Origin of the sequence: Mycobacterium noviomagense, assembly GCF_010731635.1 — a bacterium.
Taxonomy (GTDB): Bacteria; Actinomycetota; Actinomycetes; order Mycobacteriales; family Mycobacteriaceae; genus Mycobacterium; species Mycobacterium noviomagense.
Window position 1 is genome coordinate 2022897 of the sequence record NZ_AP022583.1, and the last position, 24804, is coordinate 2047700.

At 63.9% G+C, this 24804-nt stretch carries 23 protein-coding genes and 1 pseudogene; 16 read left to right on the forward strand and 8 right to left on the reverse strand.

Annotated features, from left to right (window positions below; translation table 11 throughout):
* Position 1: 1 nt before the first annotated feature.
* The 12 genes from G6N15_RS09340 (at position 2) to G6N15_RS09395 (ending at position 13164) form a co-directional block, all read left to right on the forward strand.
* The gene (locus G6N15_RS09340) at positions 2–1312 is read left to right on the forward strand and encodes an MCE family protein (RefSeq protein ID WP_083089064.1); all 1311 of its coding nucleotides are present in this window, start codon (positions 2–4) and stop codon (positions 1310–1312) included.
* Positions 1309–2349 carry a virulence factor Mce family protein gene (locus G6N15_RS09345; RefSeq protein WP_083089065.1) on the forward strand — a complete coding sequence of 347 codons (1041 nt, stop codon included), beginning with the start codon at positions 1309–1311 and terminating at the stop codon, positions 2347–2349. Before G6N15_RS09340 ends, G6N15_RS09345 begins: the two co-directional genes overlap by 4 nt.
* Positions 2346–3950: a virulence factor Mce family protein gene (locus G6N15_RS09350; protein ID WP_083089066.1), complete on the forward strand. Its 1605-nt coding sequence runs from the start codon at positions 2346–2348 to the stop codon at positions 3948–3950. Before G6N15_RS09345 ends, G6N15_RS09350 begins: the two co-directional genes overlap by 4 nt.
* On the forward strand, positions 3947–5572 hold the full coding sequence (locus G6N15_RS09355; protein WP_083089067.1) for a virulence factor Mce family protein: 1626 nt from the start codon (positions 3947–3949) through the stop codon (positions 5570–5572). The genes G6N15_RS09350 and G6N15_RS09355 overlap by 4 nt, the downstream gene beginning before the upstream one ends.
* A gap of 17 nt (positions 5573–5589) precedes the next feature.
* The gene (locus tag G6N15_RS09360; RefSeq protein ID WP_083089092.1) at positions 5590–6747 is read left to right on the forward strand and encodes a virulence factor Mce family protein; all 1158 of its coding nucleotides are present in this window, start codon (positions 5590–5592) and stop codon (positions 6745–6747) included.
* Positions 6741–8297, forward strand: a complete 1557-nt coding sequence (locus tag G6N15_RS09365) for a virulence factor Mce family protein (RefSeq protein ID WP_083089068.1) — start codon at positions 6741–6743, stop codon at positions 8295–8297. The genes G6N15_RS09360 and G6N15_RS09365 overlap by 7 nt, the downstream gene beginning before the upstream one ends.
* Complete coding sequence (locus G6N15_RS09370; protein WP_083089069.1) at positions 8267–9022, forward strand: hypothetical protein; 756 nt, start codon at positions 8267–8269, stop codon at positions 9020–9022. Before G6N15_RS09365 ends, G6N15_RS09370 begins: the two co-directional genes overlap by 31 nt.
* Positions 9019–10002 (forward strand): RDD family protein, encoded by a 984-nt coding sequence (locus G6N15_RS09375; protein WP_083089070.1) that lies wholly within the window; start codon positions 9019–9021, stop codon positions 10000–10002. The genes G6N15_RS09370 and G6N15_RS09375 overlap by 4 nt, the downstream gene beginning before the upstream one ends.
* Positions 9999–10631 (forward strand): mammalian cell entry protein, encoded by a 633-nt coding sequence (locus G6N15_RS09380; protein WP_083089071.1) that lies wholly within the window; start codon positions 9999–10001, stop codon positions 10629–10631. Before G6N15_RS09375 ends, G6N15_RS09380 begins: the two co-directional genes overlap by 4 nt.
* On the forward strand, positions 10598–11488 hold the full coding sequence (locus G6N15_RS09385; protein ID WP_372506517.1) for a mammalian cell entry protein: 891 nt from the start codon (positions 10598–10600) through the stop codon (positions 11486–11488). The genes G6N15_RS09380 and G6N15_RS09385 overlap by 34 nt, the downstream gene beginning before the upstream one ends.
* A gap of 139 nt (positions 11489–11627) precedes the next feature.
* On the forward strand, positions 11628–11870 hold the full coding sequence (locus tag G6N15_RS09390) for an acyl carrier protein (RefSeq protein ID WP_083089072.1): 243 nt from the start codon (positions 11628–11630) through the stop codon (positions 11868–11870).
* 280 nt (positions 11871–12150) lie between these two features.
* Positions 12151–13164 (forward strand): FAD-dependent monooxygenase family protein, encoded by a 1014-nt coding sequence (locus G6N15_RS09395; RefSeq protein ID WP_083089073.1) that lies wholly within the window; start codon positions 12151–12153, stop codon positions 13162–13164.
* On the opposite strand, the pseudogene G6N15_RS09400 reads toward G6N15_RS09395, so the two are convergent.
* The 7 genes and pseudogenes from G6N15_RS09400 to G6N15_RS09430 form a co-directional block, all read right to left on the reverse strand.
* A pseudogene (locus G6N15_RS09400) lies at positions 13137–13925 on the reverse strand (aminotransferase class I/II-fold pyridoxal phosphate-dependent enzyme); the annotation flags it as partial. The gene G6N15_RS09395 and the pseudogene G6N15_RS09400 overlap by 28 nt on opposite strands.
* A gap of 31 nt (positions 13926–13956) precedes the next feature.
* Complete coding sequence (locus G6N15_RS09405) at positions 13957–15003, reverse strand: phosphodiester glycosidase family protein (RefSeq protein WP_083089075.1); 1047 nt, start codon at positions 15001–15003, stop codon at positions 13957–13959.
* 202 nt (positions 15004–15205) lie between these two features.
* Positions 15206–17122 (reverse strand): YhgE/Pip domain-containing protein, encoded by a 1917-nt coding sequence (locus G6N15_RS09410; RefSeq protein WP_083089076.1) that lies wholly within the window; start codon positions 17120–17122, stop codon positions 15206–15208.
* Between the two features lie 2 nt (positions 17123–17124).
* Complete coding sequence (locus tag G6N15_RS09415; protein ID WP_083089077.1) at positions 17125–17829, reverse strand: hypothetical protein; 705 nt, start codon at positions 17827–17829, stop codon at positions 17125–17127.
* Positions 17830–18082: 253 nt separating this feature from the next.
* Positions 18083–18808 carry a pirin family protein gene (locus tag G6N15_RS09420; RefSeq protein WP_083089078.1) on the reverse strand — a complete coding sequence of 242 codons (726 nt, stop codon included), beginning with the start codon at positions 18806–18808 and terminating at the stop codon, positions 18083–18085.
* 37 nt (positions 18809–18845) lie between these two features.
* On the reverse strand, positions 18846–19970 hold the full coding sequence (locus G6N15_RS09425; RefSeq protein ID WP_083089079.1) for an NDMA-dependent alcohol dehydrogenase: 1125 nt from the start codon (positions 19968–19970) through the stop codon (positions 18846–18848).
* A 96-nt stretch (positions 19971–20066) separates the two neighbouring features.
* Positions 20067–20852 (reverse strand): IclR family transcriptional regulator, encoded by a 786-nt coding sequence (locus G6N15_RS09430; RefSeq protein ID WP_232070382.1) that lies wholly within the window; start codon positions 20850–20852, stop codon positions 20067–20069.
* Between G6N15_RS09430 and G6N15_RS23170 the strand changes: the two genes are divergently transcribed.
* The 3 genes from G6N15_RS23170 to G6N15_RS09440 all read left to right on the forward strand — a co-directional run bounded on the left by G6N15_RS23170 (position 20846) and on the right by G6N15_RS09440 (position 22856).
* Complete coding sequence (locus tag G6N15_RS23170) at positions 20846–21454, forward strand: hypothetical protein (RefSeq protein ID WP_232070383.1); 609 nt, start codon at positions 20846–20848, stop codon at positions 21452–21454. The two genes, G6N15_RS09430 and G6N15_RS23170, sit on opposite strands and share 7 nt — an antisense overlap.
* 6 nt (positions 21455–21460) lie before the next feature.
* The gene (locus G6N15_RS23175) at positions 21461–21817 is read left to right on the forward strand and encodes a hypothetical protein (protein WP_232070384.1); all 357 of its coding nucleotides are present in this window, start codon (positions 21461–21463) and stop codon (positions 21815–21817) included.
* A 136-nt stretch (positions 21818–21953) separates the two neighbouring features.
* Complete coding sequence (locus G6N15_RS09440) at positions 21954–22856, forward strand: endonuclease domain-containing protein (RefSeq protein WP_083089080.1); 903 nt, start codon at positions 21954–21956, stop codon at positions 22854–22856.
* Positions 22857–22871: 15 nt separating this feature from the next.
* Here the strand turns inward: G6N15_RS09440 and G6N15_RS09445 are convergent, their stop codons facing one another.
* Positions 22872–23996: a sigma-70 family RNA polymerase sigma factor gene (locus G6N15_RS09445; protein WP_139797946.1), complete on the reverse strand. Its 1125-nt coding sequence runs from the start codon at positions 23994–23996 to the stop codon at positions 22872–22874.
* Here G6N15_RS09445 and G6N15_RS09450 point away from each other — a divergent pair.
* Positions 23944–24783, forward strand: a complete 840-nt coding sequence (locus tag G6N15_RS09450) for an alpha/beta hydrolase (RefSeq protein ID WP_083089082.1) — start codon at positions 23944–23946, stop codon at positions 24781–24783. The genes G6N15_RS09445 and G6N15_RS09450 overlap by 53 nt on opposite strands.
* The last annotated feature ends 21 nt before the right edge of the window (positions 24784–24804 follow it).

The window sequence follows — 24804 nt, forward strand, 5'->3', positions numbered from 1 at the left end:
CATGACGACACCACGAGGGAAAGAGAACGTCATCCGCACCCCGCCGTACAAGACGGCGGGGATAGTCGCTTTGGTGCTGGCGCTGGTCGTGACCGGGCTGGTGTATTGGCAGTTCCGGGGCAATTTCACACCCAAGACGCCGCTGACAATGCTGTCTTCGCGGGCGGGTTTGGTGATGGACCCCGGTAACCCGGTGACCTATAACGGCGTCCAGATCGGCCGGGTGGGCAGCATCTCCGAAACGCAGCATAACGGCAAGCCTGCGGCAAAGTTCACGCTGAACGTGAATCCCAAGTACATCAAGCTGATTCCGGCCAACGTGAACGCCAACATCAGGGCCACCACGATTTTCGGCAACAAGTATGTGGCACTGACGTCGCCGAAAAACCCGAGCCCCCAACGGATTACACCGCAGCACGTGATCGATGCAACGTCGGTGACCACGGAGATCAACACGTTGTTCCAGACGATCACCTCGATCACCAGCAAGGTGGATCCGGTCAAGGTCAACCTGACGCTGAGTGCGGCTGCGGAGGCGTTCAACGGGTTGGGCGACAAGTTCGGTCAGTCGCTGGTCAAGGCGAACGCCGTGCTCGACGACGTCAATCCCCAGCAGCCGCAAGTTCGTCGCGACATTCAGCAGTTGGCGGCGCTCGGCGACACCTATGCCAATGCCGCACCGGATCTGATCGACTTCCTCAACAATGCGGTGATCACGGCGCGTACGTTGCATCGCCAGGAAAAAGATCTGGATCAGGCTCTGCTGGCTGCGGCCGGTTTAGGCAACACCGGTGAGGACATTTTCCGCAGGGGCGGACCGTATTTGGAGCGGGGAGCCGCCGATCTGGTTCCGACTGCCAAGCTGCTCGACACCTACAGCCCGGAACTGTATTGCACGGTCCGCAACTATCACGATGTCGAGCCCAAGATCGCGGCGGGGACAGGTGGCCGCGGAGGCTACGCGCTGCGAACCGAGACGGAGTTGCTGTCGGGGTTGGGGGCCATACTGACTCCTGCCGGATTGACCGGCACCATACTTACGCAGGGCTTGCTTGGGATAGCCGGGCTGGTCGGCGGGGCGCCCAATCCCTATATCTATCCGGAGAACTTGCCGCGCGTGAACGCTCACGGGGGTCCTGGCGGTGCACCGGGCTGCTGGCAGACAATCACCCGTGATTTCTGGCCCGCTCCCGAGTTGGTGATGGACACCGGCAACAGCATCGCACCGTACAACCACATCGAGGTCGGCTCACCGTACGCGATCGAGTATGTCTGGGGCCGCCAGGTAGGGGACAACACGATCAACCCATGAAAATCACCGGTACCGCTGTCAGGCTCGGCATCATCGCGGTGGTGCTGCTGCTGTTCACTGTGCTGATCATTGTGGTGTTTGGTCAGATGCGCTTCGACCGGACCTACAGCTATTCCGCGGAGTTCAGCAATGCCAGCGGGCTGCGCAATGGCCAGTTCGTCCGCGCTTCGGGAGTCGAAGTAGGCAAGGTCACGAATGTCAAGCTGATTGACGGCGGCCGGCGGGTGCGGGTGGACTTCAACGTCGACCGCTCGATACCGCTGTACCAGTCCACGACCGCGCAGATCCGCTATCAGGATCTGATCGGCAACCGCTACGTCGAACTCAAACGCGGCCAGGGCGGGGGAGCAGACCGGGTGCTGCCGCCGGGAGGATTCATCCCGCTGTCGCGCACGTCGCCCGCCCTGGATCTCGACGCGCTGATCGGTGGTTTCAAACCGCTGTTCCGGGCGCTCGACCCACAGAAGGTCAACACCATCGCGAGCGCGATTATCACGGTGTTCCAGGGTCAGGGCGGGACGATCAACGACATCCTTGACCAGACCGCGCAATTGACGTCCCATATCGCCGAACGTGACGAAGCGATCGGCGAGGTGATCAAGAACCTCAACCTCGTGCTGGACACCACGGCCAAACACCGCAAGCAGTTCGACCAGACACTGGACAACTTCGAGAAGCTGATAACCGGGCTGAAGAACCACGCCGACCCACTGGCCGCCGGCACCGCCAACATCAGCAACGCCGCAGGCACGGTCGCTGACCTGCTGGCCGACAACCGCGCCCTGTTGCATAAGGAGCTGGGTTACCTGGAGGCTATTCAGCAACCGATCATCGACGAACGGGATCAGTACGACGACCAGCTTCGCCGGACGCCGCCCGCGCTGAACCAAATCGGCCGCGGCATCGGCCTTTACGGCGACTGGGTGAATTTCTACGCCTGCGACATCACGATCAAATGGAACGGGCTGCAAGCCGGTGGCCCGGTGCGCACAGTCAGGGTTTGGCAGCAGCCGACGGGCAGGTGCACACCGCAATGAGAACGCTCGAACCCCCCAACCGGCTACGCATCGGGCTCATGGGCCTGGTGGTGGTGTTGATGGTCGTAGCCTTCGGCCAAACCATGACCAGCGTCCCCATGCTGTTCGCCCAGCCCAGCTATTACGGGCAGTTCACCGACAGCGGCCAACTCAACAAAGGCGACAAGGTGCGCATCGCCGGGGTGAACGTCGGCGTCGTGCAAGCACTCAAGATCGACGGCGACCACGTGGTGATCAAGTTTTCGACCGGCAGCAACCCCATCGGCACCGAAAGCCGGCTGGCGATCAAGACCGACACCATCCTGGGTAAGAAGGTGCTCGAGGTTGAACCGCGCGGCACCCAGCAACTGCGCCCTAACGGAGTACTGCCGCTGGGCCAGAGCTCCACCCCGTATCAGATCTATGACGCGTTCTTCGACGTGACCAAGGCGGCCTCTGGCTGGGACATCGACACCGTGAAGCGGTCGCTGAACGTGCTGACCCAGACTATCGACCAGACGTACCCGCACCTGAGCCCGCTCCTCGACGGGGTGGCCAAGCTGTCCGACACCGTGGGCAAACGCGACGAAGAGGTCAAACACCTTCTCGCGCAGGCTAATAAGGTTGCCAGCGTACTGGGTGACCGCAGCCAGCAGATTGACCGGCTGCTGGTCAACGCGAAGACCCTGTTGGCCGCCTTCAACGCACGCAGCCAGGCCATCAGTGCGCTGCTTGGCAACGTATCGTACTTTTCGCTTCAGGTGCAGGGTCTCATCAACGACAACCCGAACCTGAACCACGTCTTGGAGCAGTTGCGGATCGTCAGTGACCTGCTGGTCAGGCGTAAGGACGACCTGGCTCAGGCGCTCACAATCATCGGTAAATTCGCCGCAGCTGTAAACGAGACCATCGCGTCGGGACCGTACTTCAAGGTGGTCCTGTCTAACCTGCTGCCGTACTGGATCCTGCAGCCCTGGGTCGACGCGGCGTTCAAGAAACGCGGCATCGACCCCGAGGAGTTCTGGCGCAATGCCGGGTTGCCCGCATTCCGGTTCCCCGATCCGAATGGAACCCGGTTCCCCAATGGCGCGCCGCCGCCGGCGCCGCCCGTGTTGGAGGGCACCCCGGACCATCCGGGGCCGGCTGTCCCGCCCGGATCGCCGTGCTCGTACACGCCGACGCCGGAACTGCTGCCGCGGCCGTGGAACCCGCTGCCGTGCGCGGGCATCAATCAAAACCAAGGCCCGTTCGGCCCATTGTCGGGCCCGGACCTGGCCCCGCCCGACGTCATGGCATCGCCGCCGAACCCGAACGGACTTCCGCCGACACCGGGTATTCCGATCGCCGGGCGGCCGGGTGAAATCCCGCCGGACGTTCCCGGTACCCCGGTTCCGCTGCCACCGAACGCGCCGCCGGGGGCCCGCAGCGAGCCACCCAACGCACCGGTGGCGGGCCCGGCTCCCGCGAATCCTGCGGCGGCACCGCCGCCGCCACCACTGGCCCCGGGGCCGCCGGCGCCGCCAGGTCCGGGGCAACAGCTGCCGGCGCCCTTTATCCCGCCCGGTGTGCTGGGAAGCCAGCCGGGCGGCGGCGGAGGAAGCTTGGGAGGTGGCCAGCAGTGAGCACGATCTTCGATATCCGGAACATGCGACTGCCCCGGCTGTCGCGGGCATCGGTGATCATCGCGTCACTGGCGGTAGTGCTGGCCATCGTCGCCTTCTTCGTCGGTCGGGAGATCCTGCAGAAGTTGACCAACAACACCGTGGTCGCCTACTTCACCGAAACGAATGGGCTCTATGCCGGGGACAAGGTCCAGATCATGGGTGTGAAGGTGGGGACGATCGACAAGATCGAGCCCGCCGGCGACAAGATGAAAGTGACCTTCCACTACAGCAACAAGTACAAGGTGCCAGCCAACGCCTCGGCGGTGATCCTGAACCCGACCCTGGTGGCGGCCCGGAATATCCAGCTGACACCGCCCTACAAAGGCGGCCCGGTACTTCCCGACAACGCAGTGATACCGATCGAGCGTACTCAGGTGCCAACTGAGTACGACCAACTGCGCAACAGCATCACCAACATCATCTCGAAACTCGGCCCAACCAAGGAGCAACCCAAGGGACCCTTCGGTGACGTGATCGAGTCATTCGCCAACGGGCTGGAGGGTAAAGGCAAACAGATCAACACCACATTCGACGCCCTGTCGCGCGCGTTGACCGCGCTGAACGAGGGCCGTGGTGACTTCTTCGCAGTTCTGCGCAGCCTGGCGCTGTTCGTCAACGCCCTACACCAGGACGACCAGCAGTTCGTCGCGTTGAACCAAAACCTGGCTCAGTTCACCGACAACCTGGTCGGCTCCGACCGGGATCTGGCCAATGCGCTCCAGCAGACCGACAGTTTGTTCGCCACCCTGCGGCCGTTCCTGGACAAGAACCGTGAGGTGCTGACGCACGACGTCAACAACCTCGCCACTGCGACCACCACCCTGGTCCAGCCGGAGCCGTTGAACGGGTTGGAGACCGGTCTGCACGTTCTGCCCACGGCCGCCGCGAACATCAACCAGATCTATCACCCGTCGCACGGCGGTGTCGTCGCGATTTCGGAGATTCCAAACTTCACCAATCCAATGCAGTTCATCTGCAGCGCGATTCAGGCCGCCAGCCGGCAAGGGTATCAGGAGTCCGCCGAACTGTGCGCACAATACCTGGCACCGATTCTCGATGCGATCAAGTTCAACTACCTGCCGTTCGGCCTGAACTTGTTCAGCACCGCCGAGACGCTGCCTAAAGAAATCGCCTACTCCGAGCCGCGGCTGCAGCCACCGAACGGCTACAAGGACACCACCGTTCCGGGCATCTGGGTGCCGGACACACCAACCTCGCACAAAAACACCCAACACGGCTGGGTCGTCGCGCCAGGCATGCAAGGAACGCAAGTGGGTCCGATCACCGCGGGTCTGATGACACCGGACTCGCTGGCCGAACTCATGGGCGGCCCGGATGCGCCGCCGCCGCCAGGCGGGCTGCAGACACCGCCGGGACCGCCGAATGCGTACGACGAGTACCCGGTGCTGCCACCGATCGGCGTGCAAGCACCGCAGGTGCCGATCCCGCCACCGCCGCCGGCACCGGCGGTGGTCCCGGGTCCGGTGCCGCCGACACCTGCGCCGGTGTCGGCACCTTCGCCGGGATCGGCGTCTGCGCCGGCCGGTCCGCCGCTGCCCGCTGAGGCAGGTGGCCAGTGAAGGGGGTGACGCGCGCCGTGGGCGCCATCGGTTGTCGGGCCCGACGCCGCATCTGGCAAGGACTGGCCCTGCTTCTGGCGGCTGTGATGCTGAGCTCCTGCGGCTGGCGTGGAATCGCGAACGTGGCGATTCCCGGCGGTCCCGGCACCGGAGCCGGCTCGTACACGATCTATGTGCAGATGCCGGAAACCTTGGCGCTCAACAACAACAGCCGAGTTTTGGTGGCTGATGTCTTCGTCGGCTCCGTGCGTGCAATCAAACTGAAGAACTGGATCGCCACGCTGACATTGAGGTTGGACAAGACCGTCAAGTTGCCGAAGAACGCCACCGCGAAGATCGGTCAGACCAGCTTGCTGGGTTCTCAGCATGTGGAGCTGGCGGCGCCGCCGCACCCGTCGCCGCAGCTGCTGAAGAATGGGGACACCATCCCACTGAAGAACTCGTCGGCGTATCCCACGATCGAGCAAACTCTGGCCAGTCTCGCCATGATCCTGCGCGGAGGCGGTATCCCGAACCTCGAAGTGCTGCAGAACGAGATCTACAACATCGTCAACGGGCGAGCCGATCAGATCCGCGCTCTGCTAGGGAGGCTGGACACCTTCACCCGGCAGGTCAACGAGCAGCGGTATGACATCACCCACGCCATCGACTCCACCAACCGGCTGCTGGCCTACGTCGGTCCCCGCTCCGACGTGATTGACCGGGTGCTCACCGAATTTCCGCCGCTGATCAAGCATTTCAACGAAAGACAGGATCTGCTGATCAACGCGGTCGATGCGCTGGGCCGGCTCAGCTACCAAGCCGACCGCTACCTTTCCGGTACGCGGCCCAACCTGCACCAGGATCTGCAGTCGCTGCAGTGCCCGTTGAGGGAACTTGGCCGTGCCGCACCGGATCTACGCGGCGCACTCAAGCTGCTCCTCACTCAGCCCTTCGACATCGACACCGTGCCGAAGTTGCTTCGAGGCGACTACATGAACGTCTCGCTGGAGTTGGACCTGACCCTCTCCGCCGTCGACAACGCGTTCCTGACCGGGACTGGGTTCTCCGGGATGTTGCGAGCACTTGAGCAGTCCTATGGCCGTGATCCGGAAACAATGATCCCGGACGTTCGCTACACACCGAATCCGAATGACGCGCCCGGCGGGCCGCTGGTCGAAAGGGCGACATGCTAAGTCGGTTTCTCAGGCGGCAGCTGATCCTGTTCAGCATTTTGACGGCCATCGCGATTGTCGTGCTGGGCGTGTACTACTTGCGTCTCCCCACCTTAGCGGGTATCGGTCAGTACACTCTCAAGGCGGACCTGCCCTCATCGGGCGGTCTGTATCGAACGTCTAACGTCACCTACCGCGGTATCACCATCGGCAAGGTCACCGACGTCCAGCCCACGGAAAGCGGTGCCCAAGCGACGATGAGCATCGACAGCCGCTACAAAATCCCGCGCGACGCGACAGCCAACGTACATTCGGTGTCGGCCGTCGGTGAGCAGTACCTGGACCTGGTCTCCACTGGCAACTCGCGCCAGTACTTCTCAAACGGAGACACCATCACCAAGGGAACCGTTCCCGCTGAGATCGGGCCGGCTCTGGACACCGCCAACCGTGGGCTGGAAGTGTTGCCCAAGGACAAGATCGGGACGTTGCTCGACGAAACCGCGCAAGCAGTTGGCGGGTTGGGTCCGTCGCTGCAACGGCTGGTCGACGCGACCCAAGCCATCACCAGCGACTTCAACACCAATATTCGTGACGTCAACGACATCATCCAGCACTCCGGGCCGATCCTGGAAAGCCAGGTTAATTCCGGCAACGCGATCGAGCGCTGGGCACGCAATTTGAACAACCTCGGTGCACAGGCAGCGGAAAACGACCAGCACCTCCAAAGCGTCCTAAGGCAAGCAGCGCCGACGGCTGACCAGGTTAACGAAGTTTTCAACGATGTCCGGGAGTCGCTGCCGCAGACGCTGGCCAATCTCGAGATCGTGCTCGAGATGCTCAAGCGATACCACAGCGGTGTCGAGCAAGCCCTAGTGTTCTTGCCGCAGGGCGCGTCGATTGCCCAGGCGGTGGCGGCACCTTCCGAGCGCGATGGGCGTCTTTCGCTCCCCCTTGCACTGTCGATCAATCAGCCGCCGCCGTGTCTGACCGGGTTCCTTCCGGCATCGGAATGGCGGTCGGCGGCGGACACCAGCCTGCTGCCGTTGCCCGAAGGCATCTACTGCAGGATTCCGAAGGAGACGCCAGCCAATGCGGTCCGCGGGTCGCGCAACATTCCTTGTGTCGACGTCCCGGGTAAACGTGCTGCGACGCCGCGCGATTGCCGCGACCCTAAGCCGTACGTTCCGCTGGGGACAAACCCCTGGTATGGCGACCCGAACCAGGTCAAAAACTGCCCCGCGCCCGGCGCTCGCTGCGATCAGCCGATCAATCCAGGCCAGGTGATACCGGCACCGTCGATCAACACCGGCCTGAACCCGGCACCGGCCGACCGCGTAGCAGGGACGCCACCTCCGATCAGCGATCCGCTGCAGCGGCCTGGTTCAGGTACGGTGCAGTGCAACGGACAGCAACCGAATCCCTGCGTCTACACTCCCAGCGGGCCTCCCGCGGCGGTCTACAGTCCCCAGAGCGGTGAACTGATCGGGCCCGATGGTGTCAAGTACGCCGTCGAAAACTCGAAGAAAACAGGAGACGACGGATGGAAGGAGATGCTGGCGCCAGCCAGCTGAATCCCACCGATGCGGACGACTCTTCGTTTGTTCACGTGACGGTTGAACACTCGTCAGAATCCGAAGTGGGTGCCGACCAGACCAGTCCTGAAGTGACCGCGGAGGATTCGGCCGAATCCGATGGTCGAGCCGCGCAGACGAACACAGAGTTGACAGCGGAGGATTCGGCGACCGCTGACGATATATCCGAGGCAGGCCCACCGCCCGCCGGTGTCGAGCGAGGCCCCTCGCGCCTGGGCCGGCGGTGGTTCGCCGGGATCGCTGTGGCGCTTCTTCTTTTGGCCGGCGGCATCGGCGCCGGAGGATACTTTGCACTGCGCGCGCACCGGCACAGCCAGAACGTGGCCCGCGCCGAGGCGGCGGCCATAGTGGCGGCCAAGGACTGTGTCGGAGCAACGCAGGCACCGGACACCGGTGCCATGGCCGAGAGCGGACGGAAGATCATCGAGTGTTCCACCGGCGACTTCGGTGCCCAAGCCGCGATGTACAGCAGTCTGCTCGTCGATGCCTATCAGGCGGCAAACGCCCATGTTCAGGTATCGGACATGCGTGCGGCGGTAGAGCGCAACAACGGCGATGGTTCGGTCGACGTACTGGTGGCACTGCGCGTCAAGGTGACCAACGCTGAAGCCAAAGACCAGGAAACCGGCTACCGCCTGCGGGTCAAGATGGCATCCGATGATGGGCGATACAAGATTTCAAAGCTCGAACAGGTGACGAAGTGACGGTAGCGGTCGAGGACACCGCAACCGCACAGGCTGCCAACGTCGAGCCGAAGGATCGCCTGGCGCCGTGGCACATTCGTGCCGGCGCGTTGGGGGTGGACTTTTTGCCCGGCGTCGCGGTCATCGCGACAATGGGACTGAGCGCCAAGGCGTTGGCATCGCCTCTACATAGCACGTGGTTTTGGCTGGCGGTTTCGCTCATTGGCCTGGTTTTCCTGCTCACGGCCGTCAACCGGGTACTGCTACCGGCGATCACCGGTTGGAGCTTGGGCCGTGCGGTTTGCGGTATCAGAGTGGTGCGAGACGACGGCGAAGCGGTCGGACCGTGGCGTTTGTTGCTCCGAGATCTGGCACACGTGCTGGACACGGTATCGGTGTTCGTGGGTTGGCTTTGGCCGCTATGGGATTCGCGGCGGCGCACCTTCGCCGACTTGCTGTTGCACACCGAGGTCCGCCAGGTCCATTCCGATCAGCGGCCGCGCAACCTCCGTCGCCTGACCGGGACGGTGGTGCTGACCGCGGCCCTGCTGTGCCTGGCAGGAACTGCGATGGGCTACTTGGTGGTCTACCGCCATGACCGTGCGCTCGACCAGGTTCGTGCACAGATTGCGCTACAGGGCCCGAGGATTGTCACGGAAATGCTGACCTACGATCCCAAAACGTTGCAGAGCGACTTCGAACATGCCCGGTCGTTGACTACCGACAACTACCGTGACCAACTCGCCGCCCAACAGCAGGCGGTACAGAAAGGTAAACCGGTCATCAACCAGTACCGGGTGGTGGACAGCGCGATCCGGTCGGTGTCGACCGATCGTGCAACGATGCTGTTGTTCATGCAGGGGCAGCGCGGCTTACCGCCGGGGGAGCGGTACCTCAGCGCAACTGTCCGGGTGACATTCGCCAAGGGCGCGGACGCGCAGTGGCGTGTCGATGACCTGACGGTGTTGACCAAACCCGGGCCGGTGGGTCACAAAAAATGAGCCCGCGCCGCAAGATTCAATCCGACGAGCAACCGCTGCTCGTCGCGCGCACCGGGACGCGGCCGCGGCAGCTGGCGCTGCGGCTGCGTGAGCGGTTGCGCCCGCAAGCTTTGGCGCTACGGCTCCGGGCGGCTGCGCGGTCGCGACGATGGGCGTGGCCGCTGGCCACCATGGTGTCCGCCGTCGTCATGGTGGGCGCAATCTCGGCGTGCGCTCTCATGCTGTTTTCGCACGAATCGCACCGGCGGACTGCCACGAAGGAGGCGGCGGTGCTGACCTACGTGAATTCTTTTATGACGCAGTTCACCTCCGTTGACCCGTTTCACGCCAACGACTATGTGGATCGCGTATTGGCCGAAGCCACCGGTGATTTCGCCAAGCAGTACCAGGATAAAGAGAACGAGATCCTCATCCAGGTCGCCAAGCAGGAACCGACGAGAGGCACGGTCCTCGACGCTGGGGTGGAAAGGTGGACCGACGACGGCGGCGCCGACGTGCTGGTCGCCGTCGACGTCACCTCCAAGTCTCCGGACGGCAAGCAGACATTCGAGAACGCGACTCGATGGATGGCGACAGCTAAGCAGGAAGGGAACCAGTGGAAGATCAGCAACCTGACACAGGTGATCTGACCAAAACCCGACCGTCACACCGGATGCCGCGGTGGTGGGAGCGTCGTCGACAAGCCCGGGCCAGCGCAGCAACAACGCCGACCGAAAGCGTCGACGAGGCCTCTGGTGAGGAATCCGGTTCCGGCGGCGCCGTCGAGGCCGAACCTATCGAAACTTATGCGCCACAGCGCGAGTCCGAGGAAGCCCAGACGGAATCCGTCGACGACGACGTAGCCGAGAACGCTGAAACCGTCGGCGCCACAAGCGAAGACGCCGAGACGGACAGCGACGAGGCCCCAGAGAGCGAAAGCGGGGGAGAAGCAGCGGAAAGCGCCGAAGAGGGTGACACACGGGCCCGACGACCGGCCGGCAAGCGGCTCGCTGTCGCGGTGGGCATGGCCGCGGCTTTGTTCGTCGGCTCAGCGGCCTTCGCGGGTGCAACCGTGCAGCCTTATCTCGCCGATCAGGCCGCGGTGGCCACCAAGCTCGAGATCGCCCGAACCGCAGCAGATGCCATCACGACGTTGTGGACCTACACACCGGACAACATGAGCACGTTGGCGGATCGGGCGGCGAATTACCTCAGCGGTGATTTCGAAGCTCAGTACCGCAAATTCGTCGACGGGATCGCGCCGACCAACAAACAGGCAAAGATTACGAACAACACTCAGGTGACCGGGGTGGCGGTGGAATCGCTGGATGTGCCGGATGCCGTCGCGATCGTGTACACCAACACCACCTCGACCAGCCCGCTGACCAAAGGCATTCCGTCGCTGAAGTACCTGTCCTACCGGCTCTTCATGAAGCGGGCCCATGGGCGCTGGCTCGTCAACCGGATGACGACGATTACGTCGCTGGATTTGACGCCACGGGTTTAAGCGCCGGGCGGCGGCGACGGCCATCGTGAAAAGGCAGCTGGTTGTGGTGGAAGCCGAGGGCGCTACAAGCGGCGTGTTTAGGGCGGGAATCGGCGGGTAGCACTGAGAGGTTCAGACCATACGGTGGACGGGAGGAACCATGGCAACCGGAGAAACCGGATTCAGCGACGTCACCTTCGACCTCATCTCCGTGCAGTATCACTCGCTGAAAGCCGGTCACGACTATGGGCAGTACGTGCGTGATGCGAAGAACGCGGGCCTGGATGAGGTTGCCTCGTTTTTCGAGGAGGTCATGGCTCAAGACTCAGACCGGGCCAAGCGCTGTCACGAATTGCTGGCTAAGTTACAGGCTTCCTCGCAGGGTGGGCCTGCGGTGAAGTGACCACGTCGCCGGCCGCAGCCTAGATCTTATCGTAATCTTAGATATCGCTTATTTTTCTTATTTTTGGATGTAGTGTCGCGTCCTGATGTGCCCCGGTACCGGAAAAGGAGCGCGATGAACGAACCAGCGAAGCGTGCGGTCGTCTGCGGGGCAGGCATGGCTGGGCTTTTCGCCGCGCGGGTCCTGTCCGAGTTCTACGAGACCGTGACCCTCGTCGAGCGTGATCGGTTAACCAGCGATGAGTCCGAGCGCCGGGGGGTGCCCCAGGGTCGGCACTTTCATGCCCTTTCGATCGGCGGTTTCCCAACTGCTGGGGCGATTGTTCCTCGGGCTGCCCGATGCAATCGTGGCCGCGGGCGCGAGGATGTGCGATGACGCCAATCTGTCCCGGGTCTGTTTCCGCGCGGGCGGACACGAGCTCAACCGGTCAGGCCAGTTCAGTGATCCGGCCACCAGAGTGCTTTTCTCTGCCAGCCGCTCACTCCTGGAATCCCGTGTCCGACGACGCGTTCGCGCACTCCCGAACGTCGTCGTGTTGGACGGTCATGACGTGGTCGGGCCAATTGCGTCACAGCCGGACCGAATCACCGGCGCGCGGGTCGTCGATCGGGACACCGGTACGGAGACGGTTCTCGACGCCGACTTGGTCGTTGATGCGATGGGCCGCAGCGCGCGCACACCCGCCTTCCTGGAGAACTTGGGCTATGGCCGCCCCGTTGAGCAACGCGCGCTGATGCACGGCAGCTATTCGAGCCAGTTGCTGCGGATCCCGGACGGAATGATTCCCGAGCTGCTGATCTTTGTCTGCCCGGAAGCGGATCGACCGACCGGCGGAGCGTTATCGGCGTATGAGAACGGCACGTGGATACTGTCGGTCGGATGCGTCGACAGGCGTGAGCCACCCCGTGACCTTGCCGGCATGATCAGCGTGTTTGCGCAATTTGCACCTGCTGCCGCCGCGGCGGCGGTGCGCGCCGGCGAAACCCTCGGGGAAGTGGCGGTGATCCGCCATCGCGGGGTGTGGCGACGCTATGACAAGATGCCGACATTCCCGACCGGCCTGTTGGCGTTCGGCGACGCGATATGCAGCCTCAACCCGATTTACGGCCAGGGCATCACCATGGCGCTACTTGAGGCGGTTACGTTGCGCGAGTGCCTATTACGTGCAGATGCCGACCTGAGCAAGCGATTCTTTCGGGCTGCCGCCCAACGGATCGGGCCGGTCTGGGTCGCTAACCAAGCCAACGACCTCTACTTGACCAAGGCAGCGCGGCCGCATTCGCATTGCCGCTGAAACCGTAATCCGGCGCTGCCCAGGCTGCGTAGCACCAACCACGCCTCGAACGGGCCGAGAATCGCTCCGCTGAGCAGCCGTTCACGTTCGATCGCAGCGATGAGGTCCGGCTGGATACCGGCCACGTATCCGGCTAGAACGTCACTGTGTCCCCCCAATGCCTTTGCGGCACTGGCAACCACCAAGTCGGCGCCTAATGACAACGGCTGTTGGCCGAGCGGTGTGGCGGTTGTGTTGTCGACAACGAGTGTGGCGCCACGGCTATGGCAGACCGCCGCCAGTCGGTTCAGGTCGACCACATCAAGGCCGGGGTTGGTCGGAGTCTCCGCCACAACGAGATCGGCGCGTGCTGCGGCGTCGAATATCTCCGAACTGTCGGCTTCGATCACGGTAACGCCGAGGCCACCGAGATGTTCGGTGGCATACCGGCGCACCTGGTAGTAGCCGTCGGCCGGCACGACCACCACCGACTGCGGCTCAGCCAGCACCCGCAACATCGAGGTGATCGCTGCCATTCCGGAGCCGAAAACCAATGCTGCCGTTGCGCCTTCCAGCGTCGCTATCGCCGATTCGAGCCGTCGCCACGTTGGATTGGAATTGCGACCGTAGGTGTCGAGGCCACCAGCGTCGTCGGGGTGCCGTTCAGCCGGTAGATGGTAGGTCGACGCAAAAACAGGAGACGGTGCGACCGGTTGGCCAGGGATAGCCGGAGATCGAACGGCTTTGACGCTGCGTGTGGAATCGCCGTATGGATGGGTCACCGCGGTGGCGCCAGACGCATTGCAAGCTTACTCAATTGAAGGCGAGCCAGCTCGGCAGCGCCCGCTCGTGGGAGTCGCAGAGCACCTGACGGGTGTCGCAGTTTCCCTTCGGCGCTCCATCGCCCGCCCACATGCCACCGGTATCGCGGCGCAGCACGATCGCCGACGACCCGCCACCGTCGAGCAGCACCGCGGTATCGCTGCCCAGGCCGCGGAACAGGTCTTGGATGTTGTCCGGGGTGTAGCTACCGCCTTGAAACACATACATTTCGTCCTTTGGCCGCGAATACGCGATTGCGGTGCGGGCGGCGTTGGGTCCGCCGTCGTTGAGCTGGCCCGTGTCGCCGGGCGACAACAGCCCGATCCCGCTGACCGCCACAAACCGGGCACCCTTGTCGACCAGTCCCTGGATGACCGGCGCCGCCACATCGTAATCGTTGCTGCTTCGTGGCCGAATCACCGACGGCGCGCCCTCCGTCGGCAAGATCATGGTGCTCAAAGCAGACCAGTTGTTGTCTCCACCGGAGAGCCCCTGTTTTCCGGCGTAGGCGACGGTTCCGGTCACCGCCTGGTTGGCCCGGCCCTGGCCGCGGGTGTTGTCGACGAACGCGCCCAGCGGCGAGCTGCAACCGGTTGACTTCCACGACCCGCCTTTCTGCCCGCGGATGTCGAAGAAGTTGGCGTTGATCGCGATAGTCGGTTGACCCAACGCCTGCCAAGCCTGCAGCGGCGGATAGGTTTCCGACGCCTGCATCAACCCTTCTCCGGTGCGCGCCCCCGGGTTGCGCTCACAGCGAGCCTGATAACCACTGTGGCTGTCCACCAGTAGATGGGGCGAAAGCCGTTGCGAGGCAGCCTTGATGATCATTAGATGACCGCCGCTGTTCCCGTCGTACCAGTTACCGCCCGCATTAAGCATGGGGGCTGGGTGCCCGGCGCCGAAGTTGTACACCAGATATGTACCCCGCGTATTGGCAATGGCGGCGGCCAGCAGGTCACGAGACTCTGCGTGGGCGACCGGCTGTCCGGTGCTCGTGGCCAGCGCCGCACAGACTACCGCTGCGCAGCTGGCTGCCATCCGCCGGAGGGTGACGGCGAGACTCGGCACAGGTTGCCCTTTCGGCGCGGCGTCGTATTAGTATCACAACATTAGCCACACCTAAACCAGTGTCAACTTATGTCACATTAGCGTGACGCTTTGGCCGCAGGCGAATCACGTTCCGCTGCTTGAACTTTGATGAGGGCTACTCGCCTGAGGGTGAGCACCGCTGGAGTCGGGCTCAGACCTTGATCGACGGCAGCAGCCTGGTCAGGTTCCACAGTCGATTACGCCTGGCCGATAGAGACGAGATCGCCAATGAGACAGCCCATATGCCGATCAGCACGATCACCGCTTGCCACAACCGGAAATCGATCCCGCCCAATATAAGTTGACGTAATCCGTTGACGCCGTATGTCATGGGGTCAAAGTGGTGGAATACCTGGAACGGCTTAGACGTGGTCTCCACGGGGTACATCCCGCCGGCGCTGACCAGCTGCAGCATCAGTAGCGCCATGATCAGCACGCGCCCTACAGCCGGGCCGACGAGTGCGTTGATCGCCTGTGTCGCGGCAACGAACGCCCAGGAGACCAGGATCATGAAAGCCAGCATCGCGACCGGGTGAGCCGCGTGCATGCCGAGGGCGAATCGCACCACGCCGTAGAGGATGACCGCTTGTGCGATTCCGATCACTGCTGCGGGTACGTAGCTGGAAAGCGCAACGCGCAGGGCGATCACCTCTGCGGCGATCGCGCGGTTCTGCAACGGTCGCAGCACCATCCACAGCACGAGCGCACCGAAGAACAAGGCCAGGGTGAGGAAGAACGGCGCCATGCCGGTGCCGAAGTTGGGCGCGGCGTTCTCATGGGTGGTTTCCAGCTGGACCGGGCCACCGATGGTGTTGGCGATCGCCTCTTTCTGTTGGGTCGTCCAGTTGGGTACCTGCTTGGCGCCTTCGGCGAGTTTGGTGGCCAGTTCGGCCGATCCTGCCCTGAGTTGCCCGGTTCCCGATGCCAGCTGTTGCGCCCCGTCATCGAGTTTGGCTATACCGCTTGCCAACTCGGCGTTTCCGGCGGCGAGCTGCTGGGCGCCGTTCCGCAGCTGGGTGAGCTTGTTCGTCAGGTCCTGTCCCTTGTTGCCGACCTGGTCCAGGGCCGATTTCAGCGGGCCTGCGGCGTTTTGGGCATCGGTGAGCTGCTGGCGGATCTGCGGTGTGAACTGGTGTTGTCGGAGCTGATCCTGTATTCCGCGTAGCGCAGCGGCGGCATTGCGTGCGGCTGGGTCTTGGCTCGCCGAGAGCTGATCAATCACCGATGACAGGCCGTTAGCGGCGGCCTCTTGCGCGACCGCAATGCCGTTGATCTGATCGGCGGCCTGCTGCATCGCGGTCGCAGCCTGGCCGCTGTTGCCGCCGACCGTCGAGAGCGCTTTGCTCACCGCTAGCAGCGGGTCGGTGGCCTCGTTGGTGCCGTCGGAAAGCTGCTTGGCGCCGGTGGCAAGCTGCGCTGAGCCGGATCGGGCGGTGTGCAGGCCCGCTGAAAGCTGACTGGCGCCGTCGTCGACCCGCGCTGCGCCGTCGGCGAGTTGCCTGGCCGCGTCAGCGGCCTGCTTGATCCCTGAACCGGACGACACGACCACAGACAGCACCTGATTGACCGCCTGCCCGGATATTCGGGCTGATACGGCATTGAGCACCTGGCTGATGGCTGTGCGGCCAATGCTGGTCGAGATGTAGTTGTTGGCGTCGTTGTAGACGGCGATGAGGTTGGCTTGTCTGGGTTGCCCGGTCACCGGTGATGCGATCGCCGCGCTGAAGTCGGGCGGCAGCTCGAGCATGAAGTAGTACTTGCCGTGTCCGACGCCATCACGCGCCTCTTCGGGGTTCACGACGTGCCAGTCCAGGCTGCGGTCGGCCGTCAGGCCCTTGGCGATCTCGGCGCCGGCATTGATTTGCTGCCCGGACACGACAGCGCCGCGGTCAGAGTTGACCAGCGCCACGGGCATCTTGTTGACGTGTCCGAAGGGGTCCCAGTACGCCCACAGGTACAGCGCTCCGTAGACCAGCGGGAGCAACATCAAGACCACGATGGCTGCGCGAGTCATTCTGCTGCGGCCGAAACGTTTTATTTCCGAACCAAATGCGAGCCCGGCAAGCATCGTCAGCCCTTTCCGGTCAAGGTGCGGTGATCGTGTAGCTCGTGGTCGGGTGCTTCAGCGCCAAGCGGGTTGGTCACCCCGACGACGACGGTGCGCTGCGCGGCGATTGCGCCCAGCCTCTCGACCGCGATCGCCCGCCGCGACTCGTCGCGGACCTGCTCGAGATCACCGACCACCAAGATTGGGCGGTTTGACAACAGCGCCAATGTGATTCGCAGCAAGAACAGTTCCAGATCCGACAAGTCCATGATGTAGGACTCGGCCGACGGCGGGGGCATCTCGCCCATGACTTCGCCCAGTTCGGTCTGGCCGGACTGGGCCGGTACCCGCGCATACCACGACGCCAGCCACCTGCACTGCTCGGCCAGCACGGTCTGCACTGTCACTGTTTCCTCCAAGTCATCGATGTCAGCGAATGCCGCGATCGAGCAGTGCCGGCGGATCGTCCGCGGTTCCGAATCGCCGAGCACTGTCACCGACCCGTGGGTGGCCTTGAGCCGTCCGGCGAGTGTCAACAGGAGTGCTGTCTGCCCCGGTCCTCCGGGCATTCGAATGGCGTGGAACCCCGGTGTGAGTGCCAGATCGATGCCCGAGAAAAGCGGTCCGTGCTCGCCGTCCACCCCTAGGCCGGCGGCGGTGATCAGCGGGGACCCAGACTCGGTGTTCGTCGGCGGCGGTGCAGCATCCTGCTCGTCATGGGCGTTCATGGGTTCTGCTCATTTCTGGCGATGGCTCGATCCATTCGATCAAACGCGCGACCTCCAGGCGAGTGTTGGTGCTCACGGCGGCAAGTTAGGCAGAGCCGTCAATCGGGCATCCCGGTATGAAGGCAGTTGGCGGGCGCCTGAGGAGCGGAGGGCACCATGGTCGGCACTGTTGTCAGCGCCGTTATCGCCATTGCCATCTACCTGGCAGTGACTGGCCCCAACCGCATCCGGCGTTAGTCAGCCGACTGTACGCTCAGCCGCCAAGTTTTGCGTGCATCTCCCACACCAGAATCTCCGCCGGCTCGGTTGCGGTCACCCGTCGCCCTTCGGATGCGGTGAACCGGACCGCGTCGCCCTCATGCAGATCGCCGAGACCCTCAACCGACACCAGGCCGGACGTCACGAACAGATGCACGTACGGCGCCGACGGCAACTCGACACTGTCGCCGGGCCGCAGCCGCGCTCCGTGCAACGCCGCATTGCGGTTGTGCAGGGTGATGGCGGCCTCGTGGCCGGTCATACCGGAGGCGATGGTCGTCAGCCCACTGGTCAGCAGTTGGTCGTCGGTCTCGTGTTGCTGATAGCTGGGCTCGATACCGGTCTCGTCGGGTAGCACCCACATCTGGATGAAATGCACTGGCTCGCTTGCCGAGTCGTTCTTTTCCGAGTGCAGAATGCCGCTGCCGGCCGACATGCGTTGCGCCAGTCCGGGATAGATCACACCGTGGTTTCCGGTCGAGTCCTGATGGGTCAGCGCGCCCTCCAGCACCCAGGTGACGATCTCCATGTCCCGGTGCGGGTGGGTGGCAAACCCGGTACGCGGCGCGACGATGTCGTCGTTGTTGACCAGCAGCAGGCCGTGGTGAGTGTTGGCCGGGTCGTAGTGGTCGGCGAACGAAAAGGAATGCCGGGAATTCAGCCAGGACGTCTTCGTGACAAACCGGTCGGCCGCGCGCCGGATCTCCGCGGTGGCAGGCATAGCCCTCAGGGTAGTCCCGTGGACATGCCTGTGCGGCTCACCAGTCGGCGTCGGTGTAGCGGATGACGCCCCGGATGTTCTTGCCGTCCAGCATGTCCTGATAGCCCTCGTTGATGTCTTCCAGCCGATAGGTGTTCGTCACCATCTCGTCGATCTTGAGCAGCCCGGACTTGTACAGACCCACCAGCCGTGGCGTTTCGACGTGCGAGCTGCCGCCACCGAAGATGTTGCCTTTCAACGTCTTTTGCAACATCGCAAACAAGAACAAGTTGAGCTTGACGTCGACGTCGGTCATCGCACCCATCCCGGTCACCACGCAGGTCCCGGTCTTGGCGGTCAGGGTCAGCGCTTCTTCGATGTATTCCCCGCGCATCTCGCCGACCGCGATGATGGTCTTGTCGGCCATCAGGCCGTAGGTCAGATCCATCATCGGTGCGATCGCGGCGGACATCGACTCGTATACGTGGGTGGCGCCGAACTTCACGGCTTGCTCCCGCTTGAATTCGACGGGGTCGATTGCGATGACGTGCTTGGCGCCGGACAATACCGCGCCCTGCAGCGCGCTCATCCCGATGCCGCCCACGCCGACAATCGCGACCGTCTCACCCGGCTGGACCTCGGCGACATTCGTCGCCGAGCCGAACCCAGTCGGCACCGCACAACCCATAATCGCCGCCGACTCGAACGGCACACCGGGGTCAATCTTGACGACCGAATCCTTGTGCACGGTCATGTAGGGCGCGAAAGTGCCGAGCAGGTTCATCGGCGAGACGTCATGCGATCCGGCTTTAATGCGGGAGGTGCCGTCGGCGATCGCTTTGCCGCCGAGCAACAGGGCGCCGCGGTCGCAGAGCGACCGGAAACCTTTCAAGCACGGTGGACAATCGCCGCAGGCCGGGATGAACGCCAAGATGACGTGGTCGCCTTCGCTGATTCCGGTGACGCCCTTGCCGACTTTGGTGACGACGCCGGCGCCCTCATGCCCGCCCAGTGCCGGCAAGCCGATCGGGGTGGCTCCGGTGGTCAGGTGGTAGTCGGAGTGGCACATGCCGGCGGCATGCACCTGGATCTGAACTTCGTCGTCGACCGGATCGCCGACCTCGATTTCGTCGACCCGAAACGGCGAGTTCAGCTCCCATAGCAGTGCGCCCTTGGTCTTCATGCCCGGGATATTAGCGAACGAGCCAGAACGTGTTCCAATCCACGCGTTGAAACGCTGCTTTACCTGCGTGAATGGACTGCTACATCGTCTCGTTGGTCAGGCTGTGGCGGGGGTCAGCAGGGTTTGCGCTTGTCTCAGCGCGGCGTCCAGCCCGGGAAGTGTCAGTTTTCGCGCGCCGCCCAGATGAATTTCGATCTGGTACTCTGGCTGACCGTCGCGTCCGAAGATCGGTAAGACGACGAATTCAGTTGCCGGCAGCTCCGTTTCGAGAGTATGCGTCACTGACCGCAGCGTCACCATCGTCATCAGCGTGCTGAGTTGGCGGGTTATCTGTGCGGCGGGCTGCAGCGATGCCAGGACGGCGGCGAGCCGGTCGTGCAGTGCGGCGTGGGCGTCGTCGAAGCGCCAGGCGCCGTAGCCGCGGTGGCGGATGTCGGCGAGCACACGGCGATGTGCGGTGATGTCGGCGCGGGTGAGCCGGGGTGTGACCCGATGCAGCCAGTCCTCGACCGCGGTGTCGTCGCGCCAGGCCATCGCAACCAGCCCGAACGGCGGAGCGATCGGGAAGCGCTGCCCTACGGCGTGCTCGCCGTCGGTGCTGTGGCCGACCGCGTCCACCGTCGTCAGCTGCCGGTCGCCGATTTTCGACATCGAGCAGCCCGCTGCGAGTGTGGTGTTCAAGAAGGTGAGCGCTTCGCGGCCGCGGTCCAGCAACAGGAATTGCGCCCGGAGACCATGGACGATTCCGAACAGGCCGCTGCCCAGCGCATAGCGATCGACCACCCGCAGCTGGAGCTGGTCGACCTCGTAGTGCACAGCGATGCCAAGGCCGGCCTGGACGCCGGGCAGCTCTGCGGCGTCGAGCCGGTGGAGTCGTGGCAACGCAGGATCCTGGTGCGATGCTGACCGGTGACGCCGACATGGTGCTCTATGCCGCCGCGGCCAATCTGCGGCCGCTGGAGGCAGTCGAGGACATGGCGGCGATCCTGGAGACCGGCAAAAACGTGGTGTCGTGCTCGGTGGTGCCTCTTGTCTTTCCCGACGCCGTCGACGCCGCGTTCACCGAACCGCTGCGGGAGGCGGCGCGTGCGGGCGGCGCGTCGTTCTTCACCACCGGCATCGACACTGGGTTCGCCAACGATGTTCTGCCCCTGGTGCTTTCGGGAGTGTCGCGGGTTGTCGAGAGCGTCCGCGTCAGCGAGATTTCCAACTACGCTACCTACCCCGACAAATCGGCGGTGTACGAGAACCTCGGGTTCGGCAAGCCGCCTGAGGTCACCCCGTTCGCGGCTACCACTGGCGTCTTCACCTTCGGCTGGGGCCCGGTGCTGCACCAGCTTGCCGCCGGGCTGGGTGTGCAGATCGACCACATCGACGAACGCGTTGACCGCGTGGCCGCTGCGGAATCGTTCGACACGCCCACCGGCCACATCGCGGCCGGGACAATAGCGGCGATGCGCTCGACCCTGACCGGATATGTCTGAGACAGGTTGACTTTCGTCGTCGACCACGTCACCCGCATGCACGACGACATCGCTCCGGACTGGCCACAGCCACATATCGCGATTCCGCCGCGCGACCTCGGCTACGGCGGGGCTTCCGGTCGCGGGGTCTACCGCGTCGAAATCGACGGCTCACCGAGCATGCGCTGCGAGCTTGAATTGGCCGACGACCACGACCACGATCTCGGCGCGCGGGTAGCCGGCGCATCGCGGATGGTCAACGCCATCCCGGCGGTATGCGAAGCGCCGCCCGGCCTGCTGTCGGCGCTGGATCTGCCACTGATCACCGGACGCGGTTTGGTGCGGCCGGTATCCGGACCGCCACCGGACAGCCGACTGTTCTAGCCATTTCGGCGAGTGGTCCAGTTATTGCACGCTTTTCGCTCGAATGCGTGTCATAACTGGCCACTCGCGGAGCGTTTATCCACAGGTCGGCTCAGCGCGGCCGACATGGTCGGCGGACTGCTGTCAAAGTCAGCGCGTGGCGGAGGGCGACTGGCCGTTCATCGGGACCGAAGCGCTGGCCGACGGCCAGGTAAGTAGACGCGCACTGCACAGCCGACACCGGCGCGTCTACCGCAACGTCTACCTGCCGAACGATCACGATCTCACCGCAGTCACCCGAGGAGTCGCGGCATGGCTGTGGTCCGGGCGCACGGCCACGGCCGCAGGATTGTCGGCCGCCGCGTTGCACGGCTCGGATTGGATTGACCCACGACTTCCCGCAGAGTTGTACCGCCGTAACGGCAAGCCTGTTGAAGGCATCGTTATCCATCGTGATGAGTTGTCGGACGACGAGGTATGCACGGTTCGCGGGATACCGGCCACTACGCCAACACGCACGGCGTTCGATCTCGGTCGCCGAAAAGGTTTGGTCCGCGCGGTAATTCACCTGGATGCGTTGGCGCGCGCCACCAGGCTGACGGTCGACGAGGTCGAGGAGTTGGTGCGACGGCGTAACGGTGTGCGTGGCCTGGTCCAATTGCGACGGGCGCTCGATTTGATGGACGGTGGTGCTGAGTCTCCGCAGGAAACCCGGACACGGCTGGTGCTGATCGACGCCGGCTTACCACGGCCGCAAACCCAGATCGTGGTGTGTGACCGGTACGGCGCCCCGTTCGCGCGGATCGACATGGGTTACGAAGATTTCAAAGTCGGTGTGGAGTACGACGGTATCCAGCACTGGACTGATCCGGCACGACGGGCATACGACATCGACAAACATGCGGAGTTGGTGGCAGTTGGTTGGAGGGTCGTCCGTGTTGGGGCAAACATGCTGCGCTACCGGCATAACGTCATCGTCGCCCGGACGTGTGCTGCGCTTCGCGAAGCCGGCGCTGACTGGCCAGTTATTGCACGCTTTTCGCTCGAATGCGTGTCATAACTGGCCACTCGGCCATTAGAGGCGCTCGGGCAGGCCGAATTTCGGGAAAAGGGTGGTGTCTAAGAACGCGACGACATGGCTGACACCGGAGTCGGTGATGTCGAGGACCTGCAGCTGAAACGGCAGATGCTGGTCGCCGTCGCGCATGTACATCGCGGCCGCGGGTTGCCCGTTGGCCAGCAACGGGATCAGCCGCATATCGCCGGTGGCTTGCGCGGGGCACTGCTGGCGCACCAATGTGGCGATCGCTTGCGGACCCTGGTACCAGCCGACGTATGGCGGCATCTCCCAGATCGCCTCGGTGGTGAACAGCTCGACCAGCCGGTCGACGTCGTAGGCCTCGAACGCTGAGATGTAGCGGGCCAGCCGATCCTGTGTGTCCGCCGAATCGGGCGCCGCCAGCCGGTCCTCGGCACAGGGACCGACCGCCTCCAATTGCGTGCGGGCCCGTTGCAGCAGGCTGTTGACGGCCGCGGTGCTGGTGCCGATTGCCTCGGCCACTTCCGCGGCCTTCCACTGCAGCACGTCGCGCAGCACCAGCACTGCCCGCTGCCGGGGCGACAGGTGTTGCAGGGCCGCGATGAACGCCAACCGCACCGACTCCCGCGATTCGACGATGTCCGAGGGATCGCTGGTGGTGTCCGGCAGCGGCTCGAGCCAGGCAATCTCCGTTCGCTCAACCAGCTCTGCAGTGGGATCGGCGCTGGGCGCCCCCAGCCCGGTAGGCAACGGCCGGCGTTGCCGGCCCTCCAGCGCGGTCAGGCAGGTGTTGGTGGCGATGCGGTGCAGCCACGTCCGCACCGAGGACTTGCCCTCGAAGCGGTCGTAGGCCTTCCAGGCCCGCAGATACGTTTCCTGAACCAGGTCCTCGGCGTCGTGCAGCGAACCCGTCATCCGATAGCAGTGCGCGAGCAGTTCCCGCCGGTACAGCTCAGCCTGCGCGGAGAAGTCGCCGTCGAGGCTTTCGGTGAGCAGACTCACGCGCACGAGCTTACGCAGGCAGCCTGACATCCGCGTCCGCTGACGAGGCGCGCCGCAGAGCGGCGCGCTGAGCAGGAGCCGGGCGCCTCGGTCTACGCTGCCTCTGATGCCTACCACCCGCACGGAACGGACATTCGACGGCGTCGGCGGCGTGCGCATCGTCTACGACGTCTGGACACCAGACACCACACCGAAAGCGGTGGTCGTCCTCTCGCACGGCCTGGGCGAACACGCTCGCCGCTACGACCACGTCGCGCAGCGGTTCGGCGACGACGGGCTAGTCACCTACGCGCTAGACCACCGTGGGCACGGCCGTTCGGGCGGCAAGCGGGTGCTGGTCAACGACATTTCGGAGTACACCGGCGACTTCGACACGCTGGTTGGCATCGCCACCAAAGAGCATCCCGGCTGTAAATGCATCGTGTTGGGGCACAGCATGGGCGGTGGCATCGTGTTCGCCTACGGCGTCGAGCGCCCCGACAACTACGACCTGATGGTGTTGTCGGGTCCGGCGGTGGCGGCGCAGACCGGCGTGTCGCCGGTGTTGGCGTTTGTCGCCAAGGCCGTCGGCGCGATCGCCCCGGGCCTGCCCGTGCAGGAACTCGACGTCGACGCGATATCCCGCGACCCCGCAGTCGTAAGTGCATACAAAACCGATCCGCTGGTGCATCACGGCAAGGTGCCGGCGGGCATTGCCCGGGCCCTGCTCCTGGTGGGCGAAACCATGCCGCAACGCGCCGCGGCGTTGACAGCGCCGCTATTGGTCGTGCACGGTTCGGAGGATCGCCTCATCTGCGTCGACGGCAGCCATCAACTCGTCGAGTGTGTGGGCAGCTCCGACGTCGACCTGAAGGTTTATCCGGGGCTCTACCACGAGGTGTTCAACGAGCCGGAGCGCGAGCAGGTGCTCGACGACGTGGTCAGCTGGATCAATGCCCGGCTGTGAATGGCGGAACGGAAATGTCGG

Coding starts and splice junctions, on each gene's coding strand:
- G6N15_RS09340 (WP_083089064.1), top strand. CDS start 2: ATGACGACACCACGAGGGAAAGAGAACGTCATCCGCACCCCGCCGTAC.
- G6N15_RS09345 (WP_083089065.1), top strand. CDS start 1,309: ATGAAAATCACCGGTACCGCTGTCAGGCTCGGCATCATCGCGGTGGTG.
- G6N15_RS09350 (WP_083089066.1), top strand. CDS start 2,346: ATGAGAACGCTCGAACCCCCCAACCGGCTACGCATCGGGCTCATGGGC.
- G6N15_RS09365 (WP_083089068.1), top strand. CDS start 6,741: ATGCTAAGTCGGTTTCTCAGGCGGCAGCTGATCCTGTTCAGCATTTTG.
- G6N15_RS09370 (WP_083089069.1), top strand. CDS start 8,267: ATGGAAGGAGATGCTGGCGCCAGCCAGCTGAATCCCACCGATGCGGAC.
- G6N15_RS09380 (WP_083089071.1), top strand. CDS start 9,999: ATGAGCCCGCGCCGCAAGATTCAATCCGACGAGCAACCGCTGCTCGTC.
- G6N15_RS09390 (WP_083089072.1), top strand. CDS start 11,628: ATGGCAACCGGAGAAACCGGATTCAGCGACGTCACCTTCGACCTCATC.
- G6N15_RS09395 (WP_083089073.1), top strand. CDS start 12,151: ATGCCCTTTCGATCGGCGGTTTCCCAACTGCTGGGGCGATTGTTCCTC.
- G6N15_RS09405 (WP_083089075.1), bottom strand. CDS start 15,003: ATGGCAGCCAGCTGCGCAGCGGTAGTCTGTGCGGCGCTGGCCACGAGC.
- G6N15_RS09410 (WP_083089076.1), bottom strand. CDS start 17,122: ATGCTTGCCGGGCTCGCATTTGGTTCGGAAATAAAACGTTTCGGCCGC.
- G6N15_RS09415 (WP_083089077.1), bottom strand. CDS start 17,829: ATGAACGCCCATGACGAGCAGGATGCTGCACCGCCGCCGACGAACACC.
- G6N15_RS09420 (WP_083089078.1), bottom strand. CDS start 18,808: ATGCCTGCCACCGCGGAGATCCGGCGCGCGGCCGACCGGTTTGTCACG.
- G6N15_RS09425 (WP_083089079.1), bottom strand. CDS start 19,970: ATGAAGACCAAGGGCGCACTGCTATGGGAGCTGAACTCGCCGTTTCGG.
- G6N15_RS09450 (WP_083089082.1), top strand. CDS start 23,944: ATGCCTACCACCCGCACGGAACGGACATTCGACGGCGTCGGCGGCGTG.
- G6N15_RS09445 (WP_139797946.1), bottom strand. CDS start 23,996: ATGCGCACGCCGCCGACGCCGTCGAATGTCCGTTCCGTGCGGGTGGTA.